General features: G+C 53.2%; 18 protein-coding genes. 2 read left to right on the forward strand and 16 right to left on the reverse strand.

What is annotated here, in order from left to right; all coding sequences use genetic code 11:
• Positions 1 to 12: 12 nt before the first annotated feature.
• Both B880_RS0112520 and B880_RS0112525 read right to left on the reverse strand, forming a co-directional pair.
• Positions 13 to 1317 (reverse strand): hypothetical protein, encoded by a 1305-nt coding sequence (locus B880_RS0112520; protein WP_051005702.1) that lies wholly within the window; start codon positions 1315 to 1317, stop codon positions 13 to 15.
• Between the two features lie 114 nt (positions 1318 to 1431).
• The gene (locus B880_RS0112525; RefSeq protein WP_017347764.1) at positions 1432 to 1653 is read right to left on the reverse strand and encodes a helix-turn-helix transcriptional regulator; all 222 of its coding nucleotides are present in this window, start codon (positions 1651 to 1653) and stop codon (positions 1432 to 1434) included.
• Positions 1654 to 1745: 92 nt separating this feature from the next.
• Here B880_RS0112525 and B880_RS0112530 point away from each other — a divergent pair, with 92 nt between their 5' ends.
• Complete coding sequence (locus tag B880_RS0112530; RefSeq protein WP_202813420.1) at positions 1746 to 2780, forward strand: LuxR family transcriptional regulator; 1035 nt, start codon at positions 1746 to 1748, stop codon at positions 2778 to 2780.
• A gap of 22 nt (positions 2781 to 2802) precedes the next feature.
• Here the strand turns inward: B880_RS0112530 and B880_RS0112535 are convergent, their stop codons facing one another.
• The 3 genes from B880_RS0112535 to guaB all read right to left on the reverse strand — a co-directional run bounded on the left by B880_RS0112535 (position 2803) and on the right by guaB (position 7426).
• Complete coding sequence (locus B880_RS0112535) at positions 2803 to 4002, reverse strand: tyrosine-type recombinase/integrase (RefSeq protein ID WP_026042614.1); 1200 nt, start codon at positions 4000 to 4002, stop codon at positions 2803 to 2805.
• Positions 4003 to 4308: 306 nt separating this feature from the next.
• Positions 4309 to 5889: a glutamine-hydrolyzing GMP synthase gene (gene guaA, locus B880_RS0112540; protein WP_017347767.1), complete on the reverse strand. Its 1581-nt coding sequence runs from the start codon at positions 5887 to 5889 to the stop codon at positions 4309 to 4311.
• 70 nt (positions 5890 to 5959) lie between these two features.
• Positions 5960 to 7426 carry an IMP dehydrogenase gene (gene guaB, locus B880_RS0112545; protein ID WP_017347768.1) on the reverse strand — a complete coding sequence of 489 codons (1467 nt, stop codon included), beginning with the start codon at positions 7424 to 7426 and terminating at the stop codon, positions 5960 to 5962.
• Positions 7427 to 7596: 170 nt separating this feature from the next.
• Between guaB and xseA the strand changes: the two genes are divergently transcribed.
• The gene (xseA, locus tag B880_RS0112550) at positions 7597 to 8964 is read left to right on the forward strand and encodes an exodeoxyribonuclease VII large subunit (RefSeq protein ID WP_026042615.1); all 1368 of its coding nucleotides are present in this window, start codon (positions 7597 to 7599) and stop codon (positions 8962 to 8964) included.
• A 462-nt stretch (positions 8965 to 9426) separates the two neighbouring features.
• Here the strand turns inward: xseA and B880_RS0112555 are convergent, their stop codons facing one another.
• From B880_RS0112555 to pbpC, 11 genes are all read right to left on the reverse strand, one after another.
• A complete protein-coding gene (locus B880_RS0112555) occupies positions 9427 to 11871 on the reverse strand; it encodes a glucose/quinate/shikimate family membrane-bound PQQ-dependent dehydrogenase (protein ID WP_017347770.1) in 2445 nt (814 codons plus the stop codon).
• Positions 11872 to 12309: 438 nt separating this feature from the next.
• Positions 12310 to 13797, reverse strand: a complete 1488-nt coding sequence (gene der, locus B880_RS0112560; RefSeq protein ID WP_017347771.1) for a ribosome biogenesis GTPase Der — start codon at positions 13795 to 13797, stop codon at positions 12310 to 12312.
• Between the two features lie 156 nt (positions 13798 to 13953).
• Positions 13954 to 15135, reverse strand: a complete 1182-nt coding sequence (gene bamB / locus B880_RS0112565; RefSeq protein WP_017347772.1) for an outer membrane protein assembly factor BamB — start codon at positions 15133 to 15135, stop codon at positions 13954 to 13956.
• A 20-nt stretch (positions 15136 to 15155) separates the two neighbouring features.
• Positions 15156 to 15773, reverse strand: a complete 618-nt coding sequence (locus tag B880_RS0112570; protein ID WP_017347773.1) for a YfgM family protein — start codon at positions 15771 to 15773, stop codon at positions 15156 to 15158.
• Between the two features lie 33 nt (positions 15774 to 15806).
• Positions 15807 to 17087: a histidine--tRNA ligase gene (gene hisS, locus B880_RS0112575; protein WP_026042616.1), complete on the reverse strand. Its 1281-nt coding sequence runs from the start codon at positions 17085 to 17087 to the stop codon at positions 15807 to 15809.
• A gap of 106 nt (positions 17088 to 17193) precedes the next feature.
• Positions 17194 to 18315, reverse strand: a complete 1122-nt coding sequence (gene ispG / locus B880_RS0112580) for a flavodoxin-dependent (E)-4-hydroxy-3-methylbut-2-enyl-diphosphate synthase (RefSeq protein WP_017347775.1) — start codon at positions 18313 to 18315, stop codon at positions 17194 to 17196.
• A gap of 38 nt (positions 18316 to 18353) precedes the next feature.
• Complete coding sequence (gene rodZ / locus B880_RS0112585; protein ID WP_017347776.1) at positions 18354 to 19337, reverse strand: cytoskeleton protein RodZ; 984 nt, start codon at positions 19335 to 19337, stop codon at positions 18354 to 18356.
• A 56-nt stretch (positions 19338 to 19393) separates the two neighbouring features.
• On the reverse strand, positions 19394 to 20056 hold the full coding sequence (pilW, locus tag B880_RS25010) for a type IV pilus biogenesis/stability protein PilW (protein ID WP_017347777.1): 663 nt from the start codon (positions 20054 to 20056) through the stop codon (positions 19394 to 19396).
• An 83-nt stretch (positions 20057 to 20139) separates the two neighbouring features.
• Positions 20140 to 21309: a bifunctional tRNA (adenosine(37)-C2)-methyltransferase TrmG/ribosomal RNA large subunit methyltransferase RlmN gene (locus B880_RS0112595; RefSeq protein WP_017347778.1), complete on the reverse strand. Its 1170-nt coding sequence runs from the start codon at positions 21307 to 21309 to the stop codon at positions 20140 to 20142.
• A 168-nt stretch (positions 21310 to 21477) separates the two neighbouring features.
• On the reverse strand, positions 21478 to 21909 hold the full coding sequence (gene ndk, locus B880_RS0112600) for a nucleoside-diphosphate kinase (RefSeq protein ID WP_017347779.1): 432 nt from the start codon (positions 21907 to 21909) through the stop codon (positions 21478 to 21480).
• A 169-nt stretch (positions 21910 to 22078) separates the two neighbouring features.
• Entirely contained in the window at positions 22079 to 24403 is a 2325-nt protein-coding gene (gene pbpC, locus B880_RS0112605) for a peptidoglycan glycosyltransferase PbpC (RefSeq protein WP_017347780.1), read from the reverse strand.
• Positions 24404 to 24415 lie beyond the last annotated feature (12 nt).

Genomic DNA, 24415 nt, shown 5'->3' on the forward strand with positions numbered 1-24415 from the left:
ATCAAGCTCTGATTAACGGTTTATAGACTTCTTTGTCGACGGTGGGCATGGATGTGCTTCAGACTCGGCTGGTTTACCTGCTCGATACCAACTCCGGCGACTCATCCCAAGCGCCTCCCAAGGTTTTTGACGGCTCAAGGATGTACTCTCATAGGTCTGACGGTCTACTGCGCCAGCTGCACGTCTACGCCCCTCCTCGCGCGCCCTATGACGCTCTGCTGCTTCGACATGGCTAACGATAGTCTTTAGCTGTCGCTGCTCATCAGCAGTGATTCTGAACAAATTTATCAGTGTGTCATTCTTTGGCGTGTAGAGAGGTGCATACTCTCGACCTCCGAAGCTGACCCGCTCCCCCGACTCGTAGGCTTTGGCCTTGCTGAAGAGAGTCATCAGCTCTTGAGAACGACAATTCCACTGTGGATCTAGCTCACGGGCCAGTACCGTGGCTTCATGATACATCTGCCTACTGTTCGTCGCCCCGGATAACAAAAGGAAGTTCAATCGCCAAAACAGGTGTTGCATCCGGCAGCCTTCGTTGACTCCACCGCGTAGCTCAGCAAGTTTACGCAGGTCTTCAAGACGATCCCATGCAAGCTGGCGGCCAGAAAATCCACGGAGATTGTCAGCTTTACCACCAGGTACTAGAAGAAAAGCCTGATACTTGCGTTTTCTCCTATCTGACTGTTCCTGCCGCTGCTGCTCTATTGCCCATCGGGAAGTTGGTAGCAGGGCCTCGGCCAGATACTCAAAGTTGTAGCGAATAGGTTGACCATTGCTATCGTTCGTAATGTGAACAACACGACAGACTTCACCACTCTTGCTATTGACTGTTTGGATAGTTCGCAGAACGCGGCTTGCGTCCTTTGCCATCGGATCAGCCCCAATATGGGCAAGACGATCCACTAGGTAGCGCTGGCAAGCATTCCAGCGAGGCAATGCCTGACGCGGGATAGTACCGTTGAGTAACCATTTCGCTTGAATACCGCGGCCACTGTAGATAAGGACAGAAGGTGTCGGGAGCCCTGCTTCAGTACAGAAATACAGCACCGACGTTGCCAGTTGGTCAGCCGTACGGCCGGCAAGAAACGGTATACGGTAAGTGTCAAGATCTGTGAACAATAGTCCCAATCGAGCAAGATTCACGACCCGCCGATTGGGTCGGATGAACTCGGCCTGAGACATCCATGTATCGCGAGTTTTATCTGCCAAATTGAGAATTGTTGGCATGTCCGCTAATCGGTGTGAGGACTGGCGTTTTTCCCCATATACGTCAACCAGCAACGAAAAGAAACCGTTCCTGTTGCTATCATGATACATCTGCGCCTCATCTTGAGGACTGAATAGCGCGAGCTGAGAAGATTGGTATTGAACGCAAGTCGTTCTGACATGTAGCTGGGGCATGGGCCCTTCGTCGGGCCCTATCTGCATTGTTCAGACTCCAATTCCGGGCCTGGGAGCAGGTCCGGAGTCCTTACATGCATTAATCCATTCTTCAACCTCAGCCAAATCCCAGACTACTTTTCGGCTGCTTATCGCAATGCGACGTGGGAACTTTCCTTTGAGTTCAAAATTGTAGATCGTTCGCTCACATAGCGGAATCATAGCTAGTAGCGTCTTTTTGTCGATAAGAGTTCTGGTTGTTGATACCTGCATATACTTACCTCAATCAGTCACATTCGATATGTGCCTGATCGTGCCCGTACGTGCCCCTTGCTTCGACAATATGATTGGCTAAAATGGTTGACATGAAAAATAGATCAACCATCACTATTTGGAAGGAGTGCGACCCAACGGTCGCAGATGCAATTCGGCAGTTTCAGGATAGCTGGGAGCCTTACTCCACAACATCGAAACGTTACCCCATCGTACGACTGGTAGAAAAAGTCATTGATCCAAAAGTAGTTATGTATATATCGAAGCTACCCTCTCATTATCGAGATCACATACCTGGAGCAGGTATTGATATAGCATTTAGTAAAATCATCCGATTAGTCGGTTTTGAGGCAATGCTTCACATACAACAGCAATTGCTTAGAATTTTTATCATGACAAACAATACGCAGTCTGAAAAAGACAGTCGATATGTCGCTACACTTGAAACGTTGATAGAGCTTATATGGGCTTGCAAGCTCAAGAAATCAGTGGTGCAAAATCTACTTGGTGTGAATGGACGACGCATAAGAGATTTTTGTAGATTTTGTGGCTCGCCTGCGGAATTAGCTTCATTTGCCAAAGCCGCAGAATCCACCAAAGCCTTGAGAGCAAGGGGAGATCAGCTTAAACCTGCATATTTAAAAATCAGTAAATTACGTGGAGTAGATGAAGAATTACACATGAGTAACCTGTACTGCCAGGAACATCGTCCAAGGCTGTCAGATAAAACGTGGAATCCCGTGTATAGAACAGCAAAACGCTCTTTAGCGCAATTCGATCTTGAATTAGCAAGAATAAGTCGACAATGCGCATCGCGTGGTACTCCAAAAGCAAAATCAGGTGACGAACTAGTTGATGGCTACATACACAACTACATGCTTGGCCAGACATTAACACTAGGAGAGGAAACAGAGTTACGGAACCTGGCGCGACTTATGGTTGATTCAAGATTATCTGACAGAAAAAAACAAATGCTCATGCTTCGATGGCTTGGTTACAATCAATCAGAGATTGCACGGAGACTAGGTATTAAACGCCAAGCGGTATCCAAAGCCATATCCTCAATTCCAGAAAAATTTTTCTTGAGTCAGCCAAGACACATAATCAATAAAGGCTCACGTAGCTAAATCTGACTCATAAAACAAAAATTCACCCGTTTTTCTTGCACGTCCATTCGTCAATCATATCTGCCCAATCTTGCAACATTGCCCGACGTTGATCGCGATATTCAGCTTTGTTGTAGACGGCCCGTACTCCCTTTTGCTCATGTGCAAGACACTTCTCAATCCAGTCTGAGTTATACCCCGCTTCATGCAGCAGCGTACTAGCTGTACGCCTCAAGTCATGTGGCCCGAACTTGCTCAGCGGCTGCCCCTCTTTCTGTGCAAGCCGATAGGTAAGTGTCAGCACCTGATTGATTGTCGCTGTGCTCATCGGTAAATCTGAATCATATCGGGAGGGAAAGACGTAATCTGAACCACCGGAAAATGTCTTCAATGCAATGAAGAAATCTAAAGCTTGCTGAGATAAGAAGACTAAATGGGGATTACGACGCTTCATCCGCTCTTTCGGTATGGTCCACAGTGCCTCACTGAAATTGATTTCGTTCCATGTTGCGTTGGTCAACTCACTTTTGCGAACCATGGTCAGTAATAACAGCTTAGCGGCCACTCTCACAGATGAGGAAGTACCGATGCGACCTAGGTATTGATACATCAATGCGATTTCATCAGGCTCTAATGCGCGGTCACGTGGTTCAAATTTAGCGATGCTGGCGGGACGTACCAACTCAGCCGGATTCTCTACCCTCTGGCCTCGCTCAATAGCCCACCGAAACACCTGCATCACAATCTCGCGAGAGTGTACTGCGGTGGCTGGGGCTCCTCGTTCCACGATTGCATCGGTCAGCGTACGCAGATCCTCATGATTGATTTCCACTAGTTTCTGATTTCCGAAATGTGGTTTGAGTTCGCGTTCGTAAACAGAGCGGCGCATGTCTCGGGTCGAGTCAGCCATTTGGTACCCACGCAGCCACTTCACAGCCCACGCATCAAACGTCTCTGCCCCTTTAATGCGCGCCTTAGTTCGAGCTTTCTCCCTAGCAGGTGACTTACCTGCTGATACCATCTTTTTCGCCTCCCCTAAGAGCTCTCTGGCTTCAGCGAGTGTGATGCCCCCCACGCCATAACGCCCGAATGTGATAGTTTCCTGGCGACCGTTGATTGAATAGTTGTAGCGAAATGAAATGGAACCGGCCGTGGTAACTGCCACGTACAGGCCATCTCGGTCATTCACCTTATAGAGCTTTTCTTTCGGCTTAAGGTTACGCAGCTTGGTATCAGTCAGCATAGTAGTCATAAATCCCATATAAAAATACCATGCTTAGAAATCAACTCATATATCATGAAAAACCCAGTAAATACGGGGTTATCGCGAGATTTAATACCATGGAACCACTTACTAAAGTGGCATGGTATCAAGCACCAAGCATGGCATTATGCTAAATCAATACCCTGCACCATGCCACATACAAACGGTGCTTGGCAATGCATAAGATTGCCAGATACTGCCAGACACAAAAACAAAAAAGCCCGCAATTACGCGGGCTTCAGAGCATTTTTTGCTGGTTAGTGCCGGACTATGCCAGACACTAAATCATTCCCACTCAATCGTCGCTGGTGGTTTACCAGAGATATCATAAACCACGCGGGAGATGCCGTTCACTTCGTTGATGATGCGGTTGGAAACGCGGCCAAGGAAGTCGTATGGCAGATGCGCCCAGTGTGCAGTCATGAAGTCGATGGTCTCTACGGCACGCAGGGAAACAACCCAGTCGTACTTACGGCCATCGCCCATTACGCCGACGGAGCGTACTGGCAGGAACACGGTGAAGGCCTGGCTGACTTTGTTATACAGGTCAGCTTTGTGCAGCTCTTCGATGAAGATAGCATCAGCGCGACGCAGCAGGTCACAGTACTCTTTCTTCACTTCGCCCAGAACACGTACGCCCAGACCTGGACCCGGGAACGGGTGACGGTACAGCATGTCGTACGGCAGGCCCAGCTCCAGACCAATCTTACGCACTTCGTCTTTGAACAGCTCTTTCAGCGGCTCAACCAGACCCATCTTCATCTCTTTCGGCAGACCGCCCACGTTGTGGTGCGATTTGATCACGTGCGCTTTGCCGGTGGTAGAAGCCGCAGACTCGATCACGTCAGGATAGATGGTGCCCTGTGCCAGCCATTTCACGTCGGTCAGCTTCAGTGCTTCTTCATCGAACACTTCGACGAATACGCGACCGATGATTTTACGCTTCGCTTCTGGATCGTTCTCACCTGCCAGCGCATCGAGGAAGCGAGCTTCTGCTGCCACGTGAACGATGTTCAGACCGAAGTGGTCGCCAAACATATCCATCACCTGCTCTGCTTCATTCAGACGCAGCAGGCCGTTATCGACGAATACGCAGGTCAGACGGTCACCAATGGCGCGGTGCAGCAACATGGCAGTCACGGATGAATCCACACCACCAGACAGGCCGAGGATGACTTTATCTTCACCCACCTGCTCACGAATACGCTCTACTGCATCTTCGATGATTTTGGCTGGGGTCCACAGCGCTTCGCAGCCGCAGATATCCAGAACAAAACGCTCAAGCATACGCTGGCCCTGACGGGTATGCGTCACTTCCGGGTGGAACTGCACACCGTAGAAGCGTTTTTCTTCGTTCGCCATAATGGCAAACGGACAAGATTCGGTGCTGGCTACTGTCACGAAGTCTGATGGGATCGCAGTGACTTTGTCACCGTGGCTCATCCAGACGTCCAGCAGCGGTTTGCCAGCATCGCTGATTGCATCTTCAATATCACGCACCAGCGCGCTTGGGGTAATCACTTCAACCTGCGCATAACCAAATTCACGCTCGGTTGAACCTTCAACTTTACCGCCTAACTGCATCGCCATGGTCTGCATGCCGTAGCACACGCCCAGAACCGGTACGCCTGCGTTGAAGACATACTCTGGCGCACGTGGGCTGTTGTGCTCAGTGGTGCTTTCCGGGCCACCCGACAACACGATACCGGTTGGATTGAAGCTACGAATCTGTTCTTCGGTGACATCCCACGCCCAGAGTTCGCAGTACACGCCCAGCTCGCGCACGCGACGCGCGACCAGTTGCGTGTACTGAGAACCAAAATCGAGGATCAGAATACGGTGTTTATGAATGTTTTCAGCTGTCATTAAGGCGTTTCCAGGGATGGACTTTAAAATAAATTCGCCCGGCGGGTGCCGGGCGTCTCATTTTACGGGATTATGAACCCATGCGGTAGTTCGGCGCTTCTTTTGTGATGGTCACGTCGTGAACGTGGCTCTCAGAAATGCCCGCACCGCTGATGCGAACGAACTCTGCTTTAGTACGCAGCAGTTCAATGGTTGCACAACCGGTCAGACCCATGCAGGAGCGCAGGCCGCCCATCTGCTGGTGAACGATCTCTTTCAGACGGCCTTTATAAGCCACGCGTCCTTCGATACCTTCCGGCACCAGCTTGTCTGCCGCGTTATCAGTCTGGAAGTAACGGTCAGATGAACCTTTAGACATTGCACCCAGTGAACCCATACCACGGTATGATTTGAATGCACGGCCTTGATACAGTTCGATCTCACCAGGAGACTCTTCAGTTCCTGCCAGCATAGAACCAACCATCACAACAGAAGCACCCGCAGCGATAGCTTTTGCGATATCACCAGAGAAGCGGATACCGCCATCAGCGATAACCGGGATGCCAGTGCCTTCCAGCGCTTCTACTGCATCAGAAACTGCGGTGATCTGCGGTACACCCACGCCAGTAACGATACGGGTAGTACAGATTGAGCCAGGGCCGATACCCACTTTTACTGCGCTCACACCGGCTTCAACCAGGGCCAGAGCACCTGCACCAGTAGCAACGTTACCGCCGATGATTTCCAGCTCTGGGAATTTTGCACGGGTATCGCGGATACGCTGCAGAACGCCTTCAGAGTGGCCGTGTGAGGAGTCGATCAACAGAACGTCAACACCAGCGGCAACCAGCGCGGCAACACGCTCTTCGTTACCTGCGCCAGCACCCACCGCAGCACCAACACGCAGACGACCCTGCGCATCTTTACATGCGTTTGGTTTACGTTCTGCTTTCTGGAAATCTTTAACGGTGATCATGCCCAGCAGGTGGAAGCTGTCGTCCACAACCAGTGCTTTTTCTACGCGCTTTTCGTGCATCTTTTGCAGAACCACTTCACGCGCATCGCCTTCTTTCACAGTAACCAGACGCTCTTTCGGCGTCATTACTGCTGAAACTGGCAGTTCGAGGTCGGTAACGAAACGCACGTCACGGCCAGTGATGATACCCACCAGTTCGTTCTTTTCGTTTACAACCGGGTAACCCGCGAAGCCGTTGCGCTCAGTCAGCTCTTTTACTGCCGCCAGCGTAGTGGTTGGCAGTACAGTCTGAGGATCGGTGACCACGCCGCTTTCGTATTTCTTCACCTTGCGAACTTCTTCCGCCTGGCGTTCAATCGACATGTTTTTGTGGATAAAGCCAATGCCGCCTTCTTGCGCCAGCGCAATAGCAAGGTTCGCTTCGGTGACAGTGTCCATGGCTGCAGAAACCATTGGAATATTGAGACGGATGTTTTTCGTCAGCTGAGTGCTTAATTCAGCCGTGTTCGGCAGAACGGTGGAGTGAGCAGGAACGAGCAATACGTCGTCAAATGTGAGTGCTTCTTTAGCGATTCTTAGCATGGCAATATCTCAACCTGGGGGTGAATGAGAACAGATAAAATATTGCGAGCGAATTATACAGGTGGAAACCGTTTGCCTCCAGCGTTTTTTCAGAAAAAACCTTGAACCTTTGTACCAGCCATGTAGTATCGGTTGATTAACCCTCTGATTTGAAATTTGATCTCCATCACATGTCACTGCCATCAAATGCCAATATTTTTAGCGTCAGCCGTCTGAACAGCACGGTGCGGGAGCTACTGGAGCACGAGATGGGCCAGGTGTGGCTCAGTGCTGAGATCTCCAATTTCACGCAACCCGCTTCCGGGCACTGGTACTTTTCGCTCAAAGACGAAAGTGCTCAGGTGCGCTGTGCCATGTTTCGCAACAGCAACCGCCAGGTCAGTTTTCGCCCGCAGCACGGTCAGCAAGTTCTGGTGCGTGCCACCCTGACCCTGTATGAACCGCGCGGCGATTATCAGTTGGTCATCAATAGCATGCACCCCGCAGGTGAGGGATTATTGCAACAGCAGTTTGCTCAGATGAAAGCACGGCTGGAAGCTGAAGGGTTGTTTGCGCCTGAACATAAGCAGCCGCTGCCCGATCCGGCGCGCCAGGTTGGGGTTATCACCTCCGCAACCGGCGCGGCGTTGCATGATGTCCTGCGTGTGCTCCATCGCCGCGATCCTTCATTGCCGGTGGTCATCTACCCGACCGCTGTGCAGGGAGCTGATGCGCCAGCTGCCATTGTGCGTGCCATTGAGCTGGCTAATCAGCGCCAGGAGTGTGATGTGCTGATTGTCGGGCGTGGCGGCGGCTCGCTTGAGGATTTGTGGAGCTTTAACGATGAGCGCGTTGCCCGTGCCATTTTCGCCAGCCGCATTCCGATTGTCAGTGCGGTAGGCCATGAAACAGATGTCACCATTGCCGATTTTGTTGCCGATTTACGTGCCCCTACCCCTTCAGCGGCCGCTGAGCTGGTAAGCCGTAATCAGGTGGAGTTGCTGCGACAGCTACAGGCCCAGCAGCAGCGATTAGAGATGGCGATGGATTACTATCTGGCGCGCCAGCAGCGCCGTTATACGCAGTTACAGCATCGTTTACAGCAGCAACACCCGCAGTTGCGGCTGGCTCGCCAGCAGACTTCACTGTTCCGTTTACAGCGCCGTCTGGACGAAGCCATGGAGCTGCGTCTACGTACCGCCCTGCGCCAGCAAGATCGCCTGATGCAGCGTCTGAGCGCACAGCAACCGCAGGGAAAAATCTTCCTCGCACAGCAGCAGCTGTCGAACATGCAGCATCGCCTGCAGCAGAGCATGCAACAGCAGTTGAATGCGAATAAACAGCGCTTCGCTACGCTGGCCGCTCAGCTCGAAGGGGTAAGCCCACTGGCAACGCTGGCACGCGGTTTTAGCGTGACCACTACCATGGAAGGGACGCTGGTGAAGAAAACCAGCCAACTCCATGCGGGTGACACGTTACGCACCCGTCTGGATGATGGCTGGGTCGAAAGCCAGGTCACTAAGCTGCAAAAAAAGCGCGCCCCGCGTAAAGCAAAATAACGCTCATCCTTCGCCTCCAATAATCGCACAGCCTTCTTACAGCAACGCTGCTGTCTGCGGGAAGATAATGGGGGCTATGATAAGCGAGCGCTTGCCCGACATGGACGTCGGGCCAGATCTGCATGGAGCGATCTTTCCGAGCAGTCATAGCCCCCATTATCTGACCTTTCATCCAACCCACAGCGATATTTCTCACCGAACTAAAAACAACTCCTTCGCCCCTCAATAATCGCACAGGCTTCTTACAGCAATGCTGCTGCCTGCGGGAAGATAATGGGGGCTATGATAGCGAGTGCTTGCCCGACATGGACGTCGGGCCAGATCTGCAGGAGCGATCTTTCCGAGCAGTCATAGCCCCCATTGTCTGACCTTTCATCCAACCTACAGCGGTATATTTCTCACCGAACAAAAAAAGGGCCGACTTTCGTCGACCCCTTTCGAACTACTCTACAGCTTCAGCGATTACTTCTTCACTGAATCCGGCAGAGCATAGGCAATCACGTAATCACCACGGTCCGGAGACTGACGCGCACCACCTGCAGAGATCAGGATGTACTGCTTACCAGTGGTCGGAGAAACGTAGCTGATTGGGCCACCCTGGCTACCCACTGGCAGACGTGCTTTCCACACTTCTTTACCAGTAGAAGAGTCAAAGGCGCGCAGGTAGTAGTCCTGAGTACCGGCGAAGAACACCAGGCCACCCTGAGTTGCCAGAGAACCACCCAGCGTTGGCATACCGATTGGCATCTGTGCGTGCATTTTGATACCAAATGGACCGGTATCCTGCACAGTACCTACTGGTACCTGCCAAACAATCTTACGGGTTTTCATGTCAATTGCAGACATAGTACCGAACGGCGGAGCCTGGCACGGAATGCCCAATGGAGACATGAAGCGGTCTTTAACAACGCCGTACGGAGTACCTTTCAGCGGAACTGCACCCATACCGGTGTTAACCGACTCACCACCATTGCTGGTAGCGGCTTTAGAGTTATCCTGTGGAATCATCTTCACCCACAGACCCAGACGCATGTCGTTAACAAACATGTACTGGTGAGTTGGGTCGAAGGAGATACCGCCCCAGTTCATACCACCCAGTGAGCCAGGGAAGCTCAGAGAGGTGTCAGTGTCTGGAACTGTGAACAGACCATTATAACGCATTGATTTGAAGCTAATACGACAAATCAGCTGGTCAAACGGCGTTGCACCCCACATGTCAGACTCGGTCAGAGTCTGGTTACCGATCTGCGGCATGCCTACAGAGTGCGGCTGAGTTTGCGTGTACTGCTCGTTCGGAATGTGGCCCTGTGGCATTGGCAGCTCTTCGACTTTCGTCAGTGGCTTACCAGTCAGACGGTCCAGCACCCAAATCATACCGGTCTTAGCACCGATAACCACTGCTGGTTTGGTCGTGCCATCTTCCATCGGGAAGTCAACCAGGCTTGGCTGCATTGGTAAGTCGAAGTCCCACAGATCGTTATGCACGGTCTGATAAACCCACTTCTCTTTACCGGTAGTGGCATCCAGCGCCAGAACAGAAGCACCGTATTTATGATCCAGACGAGTACGGTTTGCACCCCACAGGTCAACAGACGGGCTACCCATTGGCAGGAATACGGTGTTCATGTTCGGATCATAGGACATTGGAGCCCATGAGTTCGGCGTAGAACGGGTGTAATCCTGGCCAGGCATCAGCACGGCATTCGGGTCAACATTGCCTGGGTCAAATGCCCAACGTTGCTTACCAGTGATAACGTCGAAGCCACGCAGCACGCCGCCAGGCATATCAGTTTGTACGTTATCCGCTACACGGCCACCTACAACCACGGTAGTACCCGCAATCGCTGGAGGAGAGGTCAGCTGATACTGTGGATCTGGCGCTTTACCCAGACCTTGTTTCAGGTCAACCACACCGTGGTCACCGAAATCTTCACAGAATTCACCGTTGTCAGCGTTCACTTCGATCAGCTGAGCATTGATGGTGTTCATGATCAGACGACGCTGGCAGGTAGCACCCGGTGCAATGTCAGCCGCTGGCACTGGAGAAGAACCAGGGATAGTTGGCTGTTGCAGCGGTTTAGTGGCGTCAAAGTAAGCCAGACCACGGCAGCGGTTCCACACCTGCGCCTGGGCGTTGATTTCACGCTTCCAGATCTGCTTACCGGTATCCGCCGCAACGGCGATGATGTTGTTGTGTGGAGTACACAGATACAGGGTATTGCCCACCTGCAGCGGGGTCTCCTGATCTTCTGCGCCGTTACCGCCAGGGCTGATTGGCACGTCACCGGTGTGGAAAGTCCATGCAACCTGCAGGTCTTTCACGTTATCACGGGTGATCTGGTCCAGAGCGGCAAAACGGTTACCACCAGCGGTGTTACCGTAGTGGTCCCAGTCTTTCTGCTCGTGTGCTTTATCTACTGGCACCAGCGGCAGTTCTTTACCGTCAGCAGTGACCGGATCGTGCGGCTGGAACATCTGAACGAAAGTCACCACCATACCCACTGCCAGAACGGCAGACAGGATGTAAGACACTTTAGCCAGAGAAGATTTACCTTCACGCTTACGCAGTGCAGGCCAGGTAACGAACGCCAGAATCATCAGACCGGCTGGAACCATCAGACGTGATACCAGAGGCCAGAACTGCAGGCCTGCATCCGCCAGCGCCCAAATCAGGGTGCCAACAAAGACCAGCAGGAACAGCGTTACCGCAGAAGATTTACGACGGAAGAACTGAATTGCAGAAATTACAGTCACAATACCGGCGATTAAGAAGTACCAGCTGCCGCCAAGGGAGACTAACTTACCGCCTCCAATAGCAAAGAACAGACCAGTAACCAGTAGCACCAGTCCAACGAGCACGGACCAGATACTCAACCCTTTACAGGGGCGAGCCGAATTTTCAGCCATATGACAAACTCTCCAGAAAAAATAATGCGCGCCACTTCTCCATCAACACAATGCAGTGTGCTACGGCAGAAGCTCCTTTTTTGAACGGCTACGCTTTATTTTAAATCGTGTTGGTACGGAACAGCGTCCGGAATACGGGCGATGTGAGCAGGTTAACAATTAGGAAAAGTCTCCCCTTCACAAGGCGGCAGGATTGTACCACTTGGTTCGTAATGTTGTGAATAAATATAACGACGCACTCACTGTGCAATAGCATTTTTGCTACAAATTACGCGAGGAAGTTGACGTAACTATACGGAAAGCCAGTAAATTCTTAGCGCGAAGAAAGAGGTAAAAAAATGTGACCCAGATCAACGCAGACTAAACATTAGTCAAATTTTTTACCCACAAAAACAAAAAAAGGCCCCGCAGGGCCTTTAGTTTCCGTCACTAATTAACTTAACGCTTGTTCTTCTTCAGATGCGAAATCAGACGCTTACGCTTACGTTGTTGATTTGGTGTTAACAGGTTGCGTTTGCCCGCAAACGGGTTCTCACCCTCTTTAAACTGAATGCGGATCGGCGTTCCCATCACGTTCAGTGAACGGCGGAAATAGTTCATCAGGTAACGCTTGTAGGAATCCGGCAGATCGGCCACCTGGTTACCGTGAATCACCACAATCGGCGGGTTGTAGCCACCCGCGTGCGCATATTTCAGCTTCACACGACGTCCACGCACCAACGGTGGCTGGTGGTCATCGGCGGCCATATTCATAATGCGCGTCAGCATTGACGTATTAACACGACGGGTTGAGCAATCGTAGGCTTCGGTCACTGACTCGAACAGGTTACCCACGCCGCTGCCGTGCAGCGCCGAGATAAAGTGCACACGAGCGAAGTCGATAAAGCCCAGACGGAAGTCCAGCGCCTCTTTCACTTCATCCCTGGCTTCCTGGGTCATGCCATCCCATTTGTTCACCACAATCACCAGTGAACGGCCGCTGTTAAGAATAAAGCCAAGCAGTGACAGGTCCTGATCGGAAATGCCCGCACGAGCATCAATCACCAGCATCACGACGTTGGCGTCTTCAATCGCCTGCAGGGTTTTGATCACCGAGAACTTCTCAACGGTATCGGTGACTTTTCCGCGCTTACGCACACCTGCGGTATCGATCAGGACATAGTCGCGCTCATCACGCTCCATCGGAATGTAGATGCTGTCACGCGTGGTGCCTGGCATGTCATACACCACAACGCGGTCTTCACCCAGAATACGGTTGGTCAGCGTAGATTTGCCCACGTTCGGACGACCGACAATCGCCAGCTTGATCGGTAAGGTGGTCGGGTCGAAGTCATCTTCTTCGTCTTCCGGGATCTCATCGCTTTCTGCTGCGGCTAACTCAGCCCAGTAGGCTTCGTTCTCTTCTTCTTCGGTCAACTCTTGCGGATCTTGTTCATCCATCCACGGAAGCAGAGCGGTTTCCAACAGGTTGGTCACGCCACGACCGTGTGAGGCCGCAATCGGGTGGATCTCACCCAGGCCCAACGCGAAGAATTCCACGGTAGCAGAATCAGGATCAAGTCCGTCGGTTTTGTTTGCCACCAGGAACGTTGGCTTCTCACGGGCACGTAAGTGCTGCGCGATCTGCTGATCCGCAGGCATCAGGCCCGCGCGCGCATCCACCATAAACAGCACGACATCAGCTTCTTCAATCGCCAGCAGCGACTGTTCCGCCATGCGGGTTTCAACACCCTCTTCGGTGCCATCAATACCGCCGGTATCAATGCAAATAAATTCGCGCCCTTCCACCTCGGCGCGACCATATTTGCGATCGCGAGTCAGTCCAGGAAAATCCGCTACCAGCGCATCACGGGTGCGCGTCAAACGGTTAAACAGCGTAGATTTTCCCACATTGGGACGGCCAACTAGCGCGACCACAGGTACCATAACACTTGCCTCAATTAACTAAAAAACGCCTGAATGGCGTGATTATAACGGCTTCGGCCGCCAGATTCAGGCGAAAGGCGATAAAAAACCCAGCCAGAAGAAAAACAAAACGGCCCCTGGGGTCAGGAGCCGTTTTTCACCAGTCGCCTCAGTGGCTTAACGGGTGATGGCGTAAACTTCTCCGCCTTTGGCCTGAATCAGCAGTTTATCGCCAGCCACTACAGGTTCAGTCTGGAAGCCAGAGCTGTCCACTTTCTGCTGCGCGACGAAACGGCCATCGTCAGTATTCATCCAGTGTACATAGCCTTCGCTATCACCCACCACCAGATAGCCGTTGAACAGCACTGGTGAAGTCAGATTGCGGTGCAGCAACTCACTCTGACGCCAGATCGCAACACCGCCATCGGTATTCAGGGCGATGACACGGTCATCCTGATCAACGGTGAAGATGCGGCCTGCATCTACGATCAGATCTTTCACGCCGCCGATTTCACGTTTCCATAAAATCTGGCCGGAGCGCAGATCCAGCGCACTCAGGTTACCATTGTAAGCCAGCGCATAGACAACGCCGTTAACAACTACTGGCGTGGTGTCTACATCGCTCAGGCGGTCGATTTCTGTCGCGCCGCTTGGCTGCGAAATACGCTGCTGCCAAATCAACTGGCCCTGGCTGAGGATAACTGCGCTCACGCGACCGTTATCACCACCAACAATCGCACCGCCAAAGGCCGTTGCAGGGGCTGACTCACCACGCAGGGAGAGTGCTGGCATGTCGAGGTTGACGCTCCATTTTGCAGCACCGGTTGCCTGGTCAAAGCCTTGCAGCATACCGTTGCTGGTGTGGATCAGCACCAGACCATCGCTCACTACCGGGCGAGAAAGCGCTTCACCTGCGGCTTTCGCCTGCCAGACGATTTTGCCATCTTCGGTATTTAACGCATAAACCTGACCACGTTCACTGCCGATATACAGCAAGTTGCCGCTAACGGTCACACCGCCAGACAGCAGCGCAGAGATATTATGCGAGAAGAAACCAGGATTCTCAGAGAGATCAACTTTCCACTTCACTTTACCGTTGTTAGCGTCCAGCGCTTTCACGATACCGAAACGATCGGCCGCATAAACGGTGCCATCCTGCCAGGCCGGATGCAGATTGGAATAGAAGTCACCCACGCCATCACCAACGGAGGTACTCCAGGCTTCCTGTGGATTAAACTGGTTTTCCACTTTAGGCAGCGGAGCCATTTTCACTACATCTTCTTCGCCGCTGAACAGCGAGCAACCGCTGAGCAGCGTCACTGACATCAGTGCTGGCAGCAGGTATTTACGTAATTCCATGTGCGCTCTCTATAACTGGCTTAGCTTAAGTTATTCATTTTCATCTGCAGCATCTGCTTCAGCGCAGGTGAGGCATCAGAAGCCACGCCTTTGCTCCACGCATCGCGTGCACCCTGCTTGTCGCCCTTGCTCAGCAGCGCTTCGCCGCGAATATCAGCAACAATAGCGCTCCAACCGTCACCTTTCACGCCCTCTAGCGTTTTCAGTGCGGCATCGGCCTGGTTCTGCTGAAGCTGGACGCGTGCCAGACGCAGATTGATGACCGACTGTAGATTGGCGTCTTTGGTGTCATTCAGACCGCTTTGCAGCTGCGCTGCCGCTTTGTCTAACTGACTGGCTTCCACATACTGTTTTGCCAGGTCCAGTGAAGCCAACGCACCGTAGGTGTTGTTGTTTTCACTGGCAAACTTCGCCACAGCGTCTAACGTTTGTGGTTTGTCTGCCTGCATTGCGGTGGTCAGTTGCTGATACTCAGCGGATGCACCCGCGTCTACAGTTTCCTGATGGCCAGACCAGTAACGCCAGCCACCGAGAGCAACCAGACCCACGACAACGCCCACAGCCAACGCTTTGCCGTTATTGGCAAAAAAGCGGCGCAGTGCGTCCATCTGTTCGTTTTCGTTGCTGTAAATTTCCACGCAATCCCTCTCTGTTCTCAGGTTGTTACGGCGTTACGCTGATTGCAACAGCGCACGAATAGCGGTAACAGCCTCTGTCTGCGCCAGCGTTTGCTGATCGCCTGTGCGCAGATTTTTAATCACTACCTGCCCAGCGTTAACTTCGTCTTCGCCCAGCACCAATGCTACTTGTGCTCCCCACTTGTCCGCCCGGGCAAACTGCTTCTTGAAGTTGCCGCCACCGAAGTTAGTCATTAACTTCAGCTCTGGTGCCTCATCACGCAGTTTTTCCGCCAGCTGCATCGCCGCTGACTGTACGCCCTGGCCTGAAGCGATAACATAGACATCAACAATGCGCGTCGGTTCAAATTCTGGGTTAACGGCCTGAACCAGTAACACCAAACGCTCCAGTCCCATGGCGAAACCAACCGCTGGCGTAGCACGCCCACCCAGCTGTTCTACCAGGCCATCATAGCGGCCACCGGCACACACGGTGCCCTGTGAACCCAGGCTGCTGGTGACCCATTCAAAGACGGTGCGGTTGTAGTAATCGAGGCCACGCACCAGACGCTGGTTTACGGTGTAGGCAATTCCCGCATCGTCCAGCAGGCTGCACAGCCCGTTGAAGTGGGTGCGTGAATCTTCATCCAGATAGTCATTCAGCGTTGGAGCATCATTCAGCAGCACCTGAACATCTGGATTCTTGCTGTCCAGCACGCGCAGCGGGTTGCTGTACATGCGGCGTTTGCAATCTTCATCCAGCTTATCTTTATGCTGCTCAAGGAAGGCCACCAGCGCATCGCGGTAATTCGCGCGAGCTTCCAGTGAACCGATAGAGTTGAGTTCCAGACGGACGTGATCGGCAATCCCTAACGCTTTCCACCAGCGCGCGGTCATCATGATCAGTTCGGCATCAATGTCCGGCCCCTGCAGGCCGAAAACCTCTGCGCCGATCTGATGGAACTGACGGTAACGGCCTTTTTGCGGGCGCTCATAGCGGAACATCGGACCGATGTACCACAGGCGCTGCTCCTGATTGTAGAGTAAGCCGTGTTCAATACCGGCGCGCACGCAACCCGCAGTCCCTTCCGGGCGCAGCGTCAGACTTTCACCGTTGCGGTCGTCAAAGGTATACATCTCTTTTTCAACCACATCGGTGACTTCACCGATCGCGCGTTTAAACAGCGGCGTTTGTTCTACAATCGGTAAGCGAATTTCGCTAAAACCGTAACTTGCCAGCACCTGTTTCAGGATGCCTTCAATGCGTTGCCAGACCGCAGTTTCCGCAGGCAGATAGTCGTTCATCCCGCGAATTGCTTGAATATTCTTCGCCACGTTAGAATCTCTTAATACAAAAAAACCTGTCCGGCATCATACCTTATGAGGATGAAACCGCACAGGCTCAATCATTAATGTCATGTGCCGCTGGGGCACATGGCCGTTATTTTTCTACTTGTTGGATATCAATGCGACGGCTTTGATCGATGATGGAAGCCTTAGCACGAATGCGCGCTTCCAGCTGATCGATCATGTCGTTGTTATCCAGGCGATCGCGTTGACGCACGCCATCTTCGTAGAAACCACTTTTCTTATTACCACCGGTTACGCCCAGCGTAGACACTGTGGCTTCGCCTGGGCCGTTCACCACACAACCGATGATCGAAATATCCATTGGCGTGATGATATCTTCCAGTCGTTCTTCCAGCGCATTGACGGTGCCGATGACATCGAATTCCTGACGCGAGCAGGTCGGGCAGGCAATAAAGTTGATGCCACGAGAGCGAATACGCAGAGATTTCAGAATGTCGTAACCGACTTTAACTTCTTCAACCGGGTCGGCCGCCAGCGAAATTCGCAGCGTGTCACCAATCCCTTCGGCTAACAGTAACCCTAAGCCAATCGCTGATTTTACTGCACCGGCGCGCGCGCCACCGGCTTCGGTGATCCCGAGGTGCAGCGGCTGATCGATAGCTTTTGCCAGCAAACGATAGGACTCAACGGCGAGGAAAACATCGGATGCTTTTACGCTAACTTTGAACTGATCAAAGTTAAGGCGATCCAGATGATCAACGTGACGCATGGCGGACTCAAGCAGCGCCTGCGGCGTCGGCTCGCCATATTTTTCCTGCAAATCTTTTTCCAGAGAACCGGCGTTAACACCAATTCGGATCGGAATGTTGTAATGACGAGCGCAATCGACGACCTGGCGAATACGCTCATTATTACCAATGTTACCTGGGTTGATACGCAAACAGTCAACGCCATATTCGGCGACTTTCAGCGCAATGCGGTAGTCAAAATGGATATCAGCTACCAGCGGTACGTTGACCTGCTGCTTAATCAGTTTGAAAGCTTCGGCTGCGTCCATGGTCGGAACCGAGACACGAACAATATCGACCCCAACGCGTTCCAGCGCCTGGATCTGTTTAACCGTAGCTTCAACATCGGTGGTGCGGGTGTTAGTCATTGACTGAACGGCGATGGGCGCTCCATCGCCGACTGGCACCTTACCGACGTAAATCCGTTTTGATTTGCGGCGGATGATGGGTGCTTCGTTATGCATACTCTCTCTCCACAATTGCCCTGGAACGCGATACGGCGTTATTGCGCACCTAACGTCAGGCGGGCAACCTGGTTATTACGGATAAAACGACTTAAATCAACGGGCTGATTCTTAAATTGCACCTCAACGGCTGCTGGCGCACCAATTTTCAGACGATAAGGTGCTTTACCAGTAAGGCTCAGCTTACCACCGTTGTGTTGAACGCCGCTGAACAGTTTTTTACCGGTTGCGTCAACCACTTCCAGCCAGCAGTCTGCTTTGAACTGCATGACCACATCATTGGCATCAGTCACTGGTGCGTTAACATCGGCCGTCGCTGTTGGCATGGTTGCCGCTGCGGTTGGTGCAGGGCTTACCGGCGCCTGTGAAGGCGAAACCACTGCGTTATCAGCACTCGGAGCTGTTGGCGCTGCTGCGGTATTGGTATCCGTGGTGGTGCTGGTTGCAGCAGGCGCAGGCGTGCTATCGCTAGCAACAGGCGCAGCTGAGGTGTTATCTAGTGGTGTCGTCGTGTTGTCTGCACCGTTTTCCAGTGCGATCGACTGGCTGTTATCACCGCTGGCGGTACTGCCATTATCATTGGCCATCGAGACCAGATCCTGCTGTGAGGCTTTATGATTCTGCCACCACCATGCACCGGTCAAACCGACGACGACGAACAAAACAAGAAAGGTAAAGACCCAAAGCCAGCCGTCACGCTTTTTGCGTTTTTTGCCCAGCGAAAAGTTTTTCATCGGCTCAATTTTGGCAGCGCGAATCGGCGTCTGTTTCGCCATAATCGGCAACAATTCCTCTTCAGGAATCCGCACAAGACGCGCATAAGAGCGGATGTAACCACGCAAGAAGGTCGACGCTAAGTCAGCGGGGGCTTTATCTTCCTCGATATCCCGCACCGTTGAGAGTTTCAGGCACAGGCGTTCTGCGACGTTTTGCTGGGTCAGTCCCATCTGCTCACGGGCCAGACGCAGGCGTTCGCCTGTGGAATGTACTGCAGATTTTTCTTGAGTGGCTTCAGTATTCATTAGCTAAATAACGCTGGTACTGTATCGATTGCGGAAAACGTCGCGAACCGGTCGCCTTAACGTATAACGTCAGCAGCGTGCCCCTGTAGCGCGGCGAAACGTATTTGTAGCTCAAGGCTCTCAGTGGTTGCTGAAAGCCGTTGGTGGTAAATCTCTACTAACAGCGATCCTGCTTTAGCATCCTTTCGCAGTAACTGCTCCCGCGCTTCTTCCAGCAAACGCGTGGCCTGGCTGCCATCTGCATCCAACGCCTTTAATAAAGCAACACTTGCGGCAGTAAAATTCTTCGCCTGCAAATAACAGTAACCTGATTGTGCCAGCGCGTCACTACGGGCATCGGATTCCGGTGCGCTGGCTGCCCGTTTAAACTGTTGATGCGCTTCATCATACTGCCCTAAAGCGCAGAGAAACGCACCGTAATTGTTAGCGACATAGCCATTATTCGATGCCAGCCGCTGCGCCTGTTGATACGCCCTGGTTGCCGCCAGATGACGCTGCTGCTGTTGCAGCAGACGCGCCTGCGCCAGGTGCACCCGGTAATCACTGGGTGCGGCCTGCACGGCACGTTGTAACTGGCGTGCCGCAGCGGTTTCATCACCACTGGCAAGATAGTGCAAAGCAAGCTGTAAACGGATGTCTGCGGCACCGGATAACTCGGGCTGCGTGACACACCCACTTACAACAAACAGGCCCAACCAAAAAGCTAAATACCGTTTCACTGGCGCATCTCCCTGATGATTCACATGGTCAGGCCGCAGCCTGCCATGTCATCTTTAGGGAAGAAACGCCGTTATGCTGGGTTTCAGAGCGCCTTCACAGCGATCGCTTCACCCGCCATTCTTTTCTTCATGGTGCGCTTGGTACGGTCAATAACGTCACCGGCTAACTGACCACAAGCGGCGTCAATATCATCACCACGCGTCTTACGGACGATAGTCGTAAATCCATAATCCATCAACACTTTGCAGAAGCGGTCGATGCGGCTGTTAGAGCTACGGCCATACGGCGCGCCAGGGAACGGGTTCCACGGGATCAGGTTGATTTTGCATGGCGTGTCTTTCAACAGCTCCGCTAACTGATGCGCGTCATCGGTGCTGTCATTGACGTGATCCAGCATTACATACTCAATGGTCACACGGCCCTGGTTGGCGTTGGACTTAGAGATGTAGCGTTTCACCGCCGCCAGGAATGTCTCGATGTTGTACTTTTTGTTGATCGGTACAATGTCATCACGCAGGGCATCGTTCGGGGCATGTAATGAGATGGCCAGCGCCACATCAATCATATCACCCAGTTTATCCAACGCCGGGACCACACCAGAGGTAGACAGCGTTACGCGGCGTTTAGACAGACCAAAACCGAAGTCATCCAGCATGATTTCCATCGCTGGCACGACGTTGTTCAGGTTAAGCAGTGGCTCACCCATGCCCATCATCACCACGTTGGTGATAGGACGCTGGCCGGTCACTTTCTGCGCACCGACAATTTTCGCCGCACGCCATACCTGACCAATAATCTCGGAAACACGCAGGTTACGGTTAAAGCCCTGCTGTGCAGTCGAACAGAATTTACACTCCAGCGCGCAGCCCACCTGGGAAGAGACACACAGTGTGGCGCGATCTTTCTCTGGGATGTACACCGTTTCCACCAGCTGATCGCCAACACGAATCGCCCACTTGATGGTGCCATCAGAAGAGCGCATCTCTTCGGCGACTTCCGGGGCGCGGATTTCGGTCAGCTCAATCAGTTTATTGCGCAGTACTTTGTTGATATCCGTCATCTGCTCGAAATCATCGCAGCAGTAGTGGTAAATCCACTTCATGACCTGATCGGCGCGGAAAGGCTTTTCGCCCAGCGAAACAAAGAACTCGCGCATCTGCTGACGGCTCAGATCCAGCAGGTTAATCTTCTCTTTTTTTGGGGAAACAACAACGGGTGAAGTGGACGATGACGTCACAATCTGTTCGGACATAATGTTCTCTGGCCTCGTTATTACACGTTATGGCTCTGGTTTAGGATAGTAGAAAAAAGTGCGCCCTTGTTGAGAGACCCCAACAAGGGCGCAGCATTGTACAACATCTACCGGGTGAAGCGCATGCCTTAACAAAAATTTGTTAGTGCGACGCTCCGGGCAGCTCGCTTAGCGAGTGCGTGGGCAGATTTCGTTCTCAGCGAAGAAGTACGCGATTTCACGTGCAGCAGACTCAGTAGAATCTGAACCGTGAGTTGCGTTTTCGGTGAAGCTGTCAGCGTAGTCAGCACGCAGAGTACCAGCCAGAGCGTTGTCTGGGTTGGTTGCGCCCATCAGGTCACGGTGACGCTGAACGGCGTTTTCGCCTTCCAGAGCAGAAACCACAACTGGACCTGAAGTCATGAACTCAACCAGACCGTCGAAGAATGGACGACCTTTGTGCTCAGCATAGAAGCCTTCAGCCTGCTCTTTGGTCAGGTGAACCATTTTAGCTGCAACGATTTTGAAGCCAGCGCTTTCAAAACGGTTGTAGATTGCGCCAATTACGTTTTTAGCAACTGCGTTTGGCTTGATGATAGAAAAAGTACGTTCGATTGCCATGATAACCTCTGTTGGAACTTCCAGTGAAGACCGGTACGCACCGGTCTGGAAACGGCGCCGATTATAGGGGCTGATCCTGCCCTTGCCTATCGGCCGAGCCATAATTTAGTGAAAAACCGGGGCACATTCACGATAAACGCACAGTTGTTAACCTGTACGTTACTCGTTGTTAACCTCGCGTAAAGCTGACAGACGCCAGTTGCCCGGCCTCATCCATCACCACCAGTTGATAATCACCGGGCTTATCCAGCGTCAACTGTTGGGTACTTTTCAGATTTTCGCCCTCCAGCGGTTCACCATTAAGGAACCACCAGCGCTGGCTGCCTTGCCCACCTTGCGCGCTGACCGTTACCGTCAGGCTACTTTGCCCCGGCAGCGGTTGCACGCGCTGGCCGTTAATCAAACCGGTCAGAATCAGTGGCAGCATATTGCCCTGCTGCAACGGCGGGCACTGCTCATCTATCGCAGGCAAACGCTGTGCACGTTGTTCAGCCGTTGGGAGCCAGGGCTCCAGCGGCAATGGCCAGAGTAATTTCTCCTGCGCCAGTGCGCCTGGACAGTCCGCTGCCACCCGCAAGCCCTGCGCATTCTGCCAGTAACGCAGGTGTAAGCCGGTCAGGCTCTCCTGCCCTGCTGCCAGCAGCGTCGGGGGAATGGTGTGATTGATGACCCAGCCAAACCGCCGCTGGCGACAGTTATCATCCCCCGCAGGCAGGGGCTGACCGCCCGGCCAGCAAATCGCCGAAGTGGTCACGGAAGCCGGACGCGGGTCCTGGGGCGGATTGTTGCCAAGACGCGGCATTAAGATACTGTTCACCTGATTGAGAACCGGCACCGCCGAGGCAAATCCGTATTGCCCCGCGACGGGTGTCGCGTCCGGTCTGCCGACCCAAATCCCGATCAGCCAACGTGGGTTGATCCCCATGGCCCAGGCATCACGATAGCCGTAGCTGGTGCCGGTTTTCCACGCCAGCGGCACGACGCGCGGCAGTTCGCCACTGGCTGGCGGCTGTGCTTCTCCTGCCAGAATACGGCGCACTACCCATGCCGCGCCGGGCGAAAGTAGACGCCGCTCGACGAATGGCTGATTGCTCAACCAGCGTAACTGCGCTGCGTTACCGTTGCGTGCAAAGGCGCTATAGGCGGCCAGCAGCTCATCCATCCGCGCGCCGGTGCCCCCAAGAATTAATGACAGATTAGGCTCAGCGCCCGCCGGGAAACGCAGGTTTAATCCGACATTACGCAAGCGCGCCGTGACATTTTTTGGCCCTACCGCCTCCAGCACCTGTACCGCAGGCAGGTTAAGCGACCGCACTAAGGCATCGCTGGCACTCACCGGGCCGTGGAATCCCGTGTCGAAGTTACCGGGGCGATAGTCACCAAAGCGGCGCGGCACATCTTGCAGCAGTGATTCCGCATGGATCAGCCCGTCATCCAGCGCCATGCCATAAACAAAAGGTTTCAACACTGAGCCAGGAGACCGGACGCTGGCGATCATATCCACCTGGCCGAAGCGGCTTTGATCGTTGAAATCCACTGATCCGACATAGCCACGCACTTTCATGGTGGTGTGATCAACCACCAGAATCGCCAGTGAAGTGCGTGGCGGAAGTTGGGGTTTAAGATTGCTGGCCAGGCCTTCTAGCTGGCGCTGAAGCTCGGGATCAATAGTCGAGACGATTTTGTTGTCAGGAGACTGCGTCAACAGACGACGGGCTAACAAAGGTGCCATTTGCGGTATTTGACGTGGCGGCAGCCAGACCGGTTCCTGCCGCACTTCGGCGACTTCCTGCGCGGACCAGACGTGATATTGCGCCAGCCGGTCCAGCACTTTGTCTCGGGCTGCCTGCGCACGTTCAGGCCAACGATCGGGCCGTAAACGGCTCGGCGCCTGCGGCAACACGGCAAGTAAAGCGGCTTCACCTTTGGTGAGCTGTGACGGCGGCTTACCCAGCCAGCTCCAGCTCGCCGCCCCGACGCCCTCTACCGTACCGCCAAAAGGGGCGCGGTTGAGGTAGAGCGTCAGAATATCGCGCTTAGACAGGTGCCACTCCAGTTGCAACGCTCGCCACGCCTGTACCGCTTTGCCTTGCAGCGTTCGTGGTTGCGGATCGATCAGGCGTGCCACCTGCATGGTTAACGTGCTGCCACCGGAGATCACCTGATCGTGGCTGAGATCTTGCCATGCAGCACGCGCAATCGAAAACGGGTTGATGCCGGGATGCTGCCAGAACCAGCGGTCTTCATAGGTCAGCAGCGCCTGGAGGTAAGCAGGTGCCACCTCCTCGGGCGTTACCGGATAGTGCCAGACGCCGTGCTCATCGGCAAAGCGCCACAGCGGGGAGCCATCTTCGGCCACCACTACCCGTGCAGGCTGTACCTGCTGGAGCGGCAGTGGAAACAGCCAATCGAGCAGCACCATCACCAGACAGAGCGTAAGCGGTGCCAGCAGTAGCGCATAACGCCACCGCCAGCGCGTGTTTACCGACCTCACAACTGCGAAGTC

It is taken from the genome of Pantoea sp. A4 (assembly GCF_000295955.2).
Taxonomy (GTDB): Bacteria; Pseudomonadota; Gammaproteobacteria; order Enterobacterales; family Enterobacteriaceae; genus Pantoea; species Pantoea multigeneris.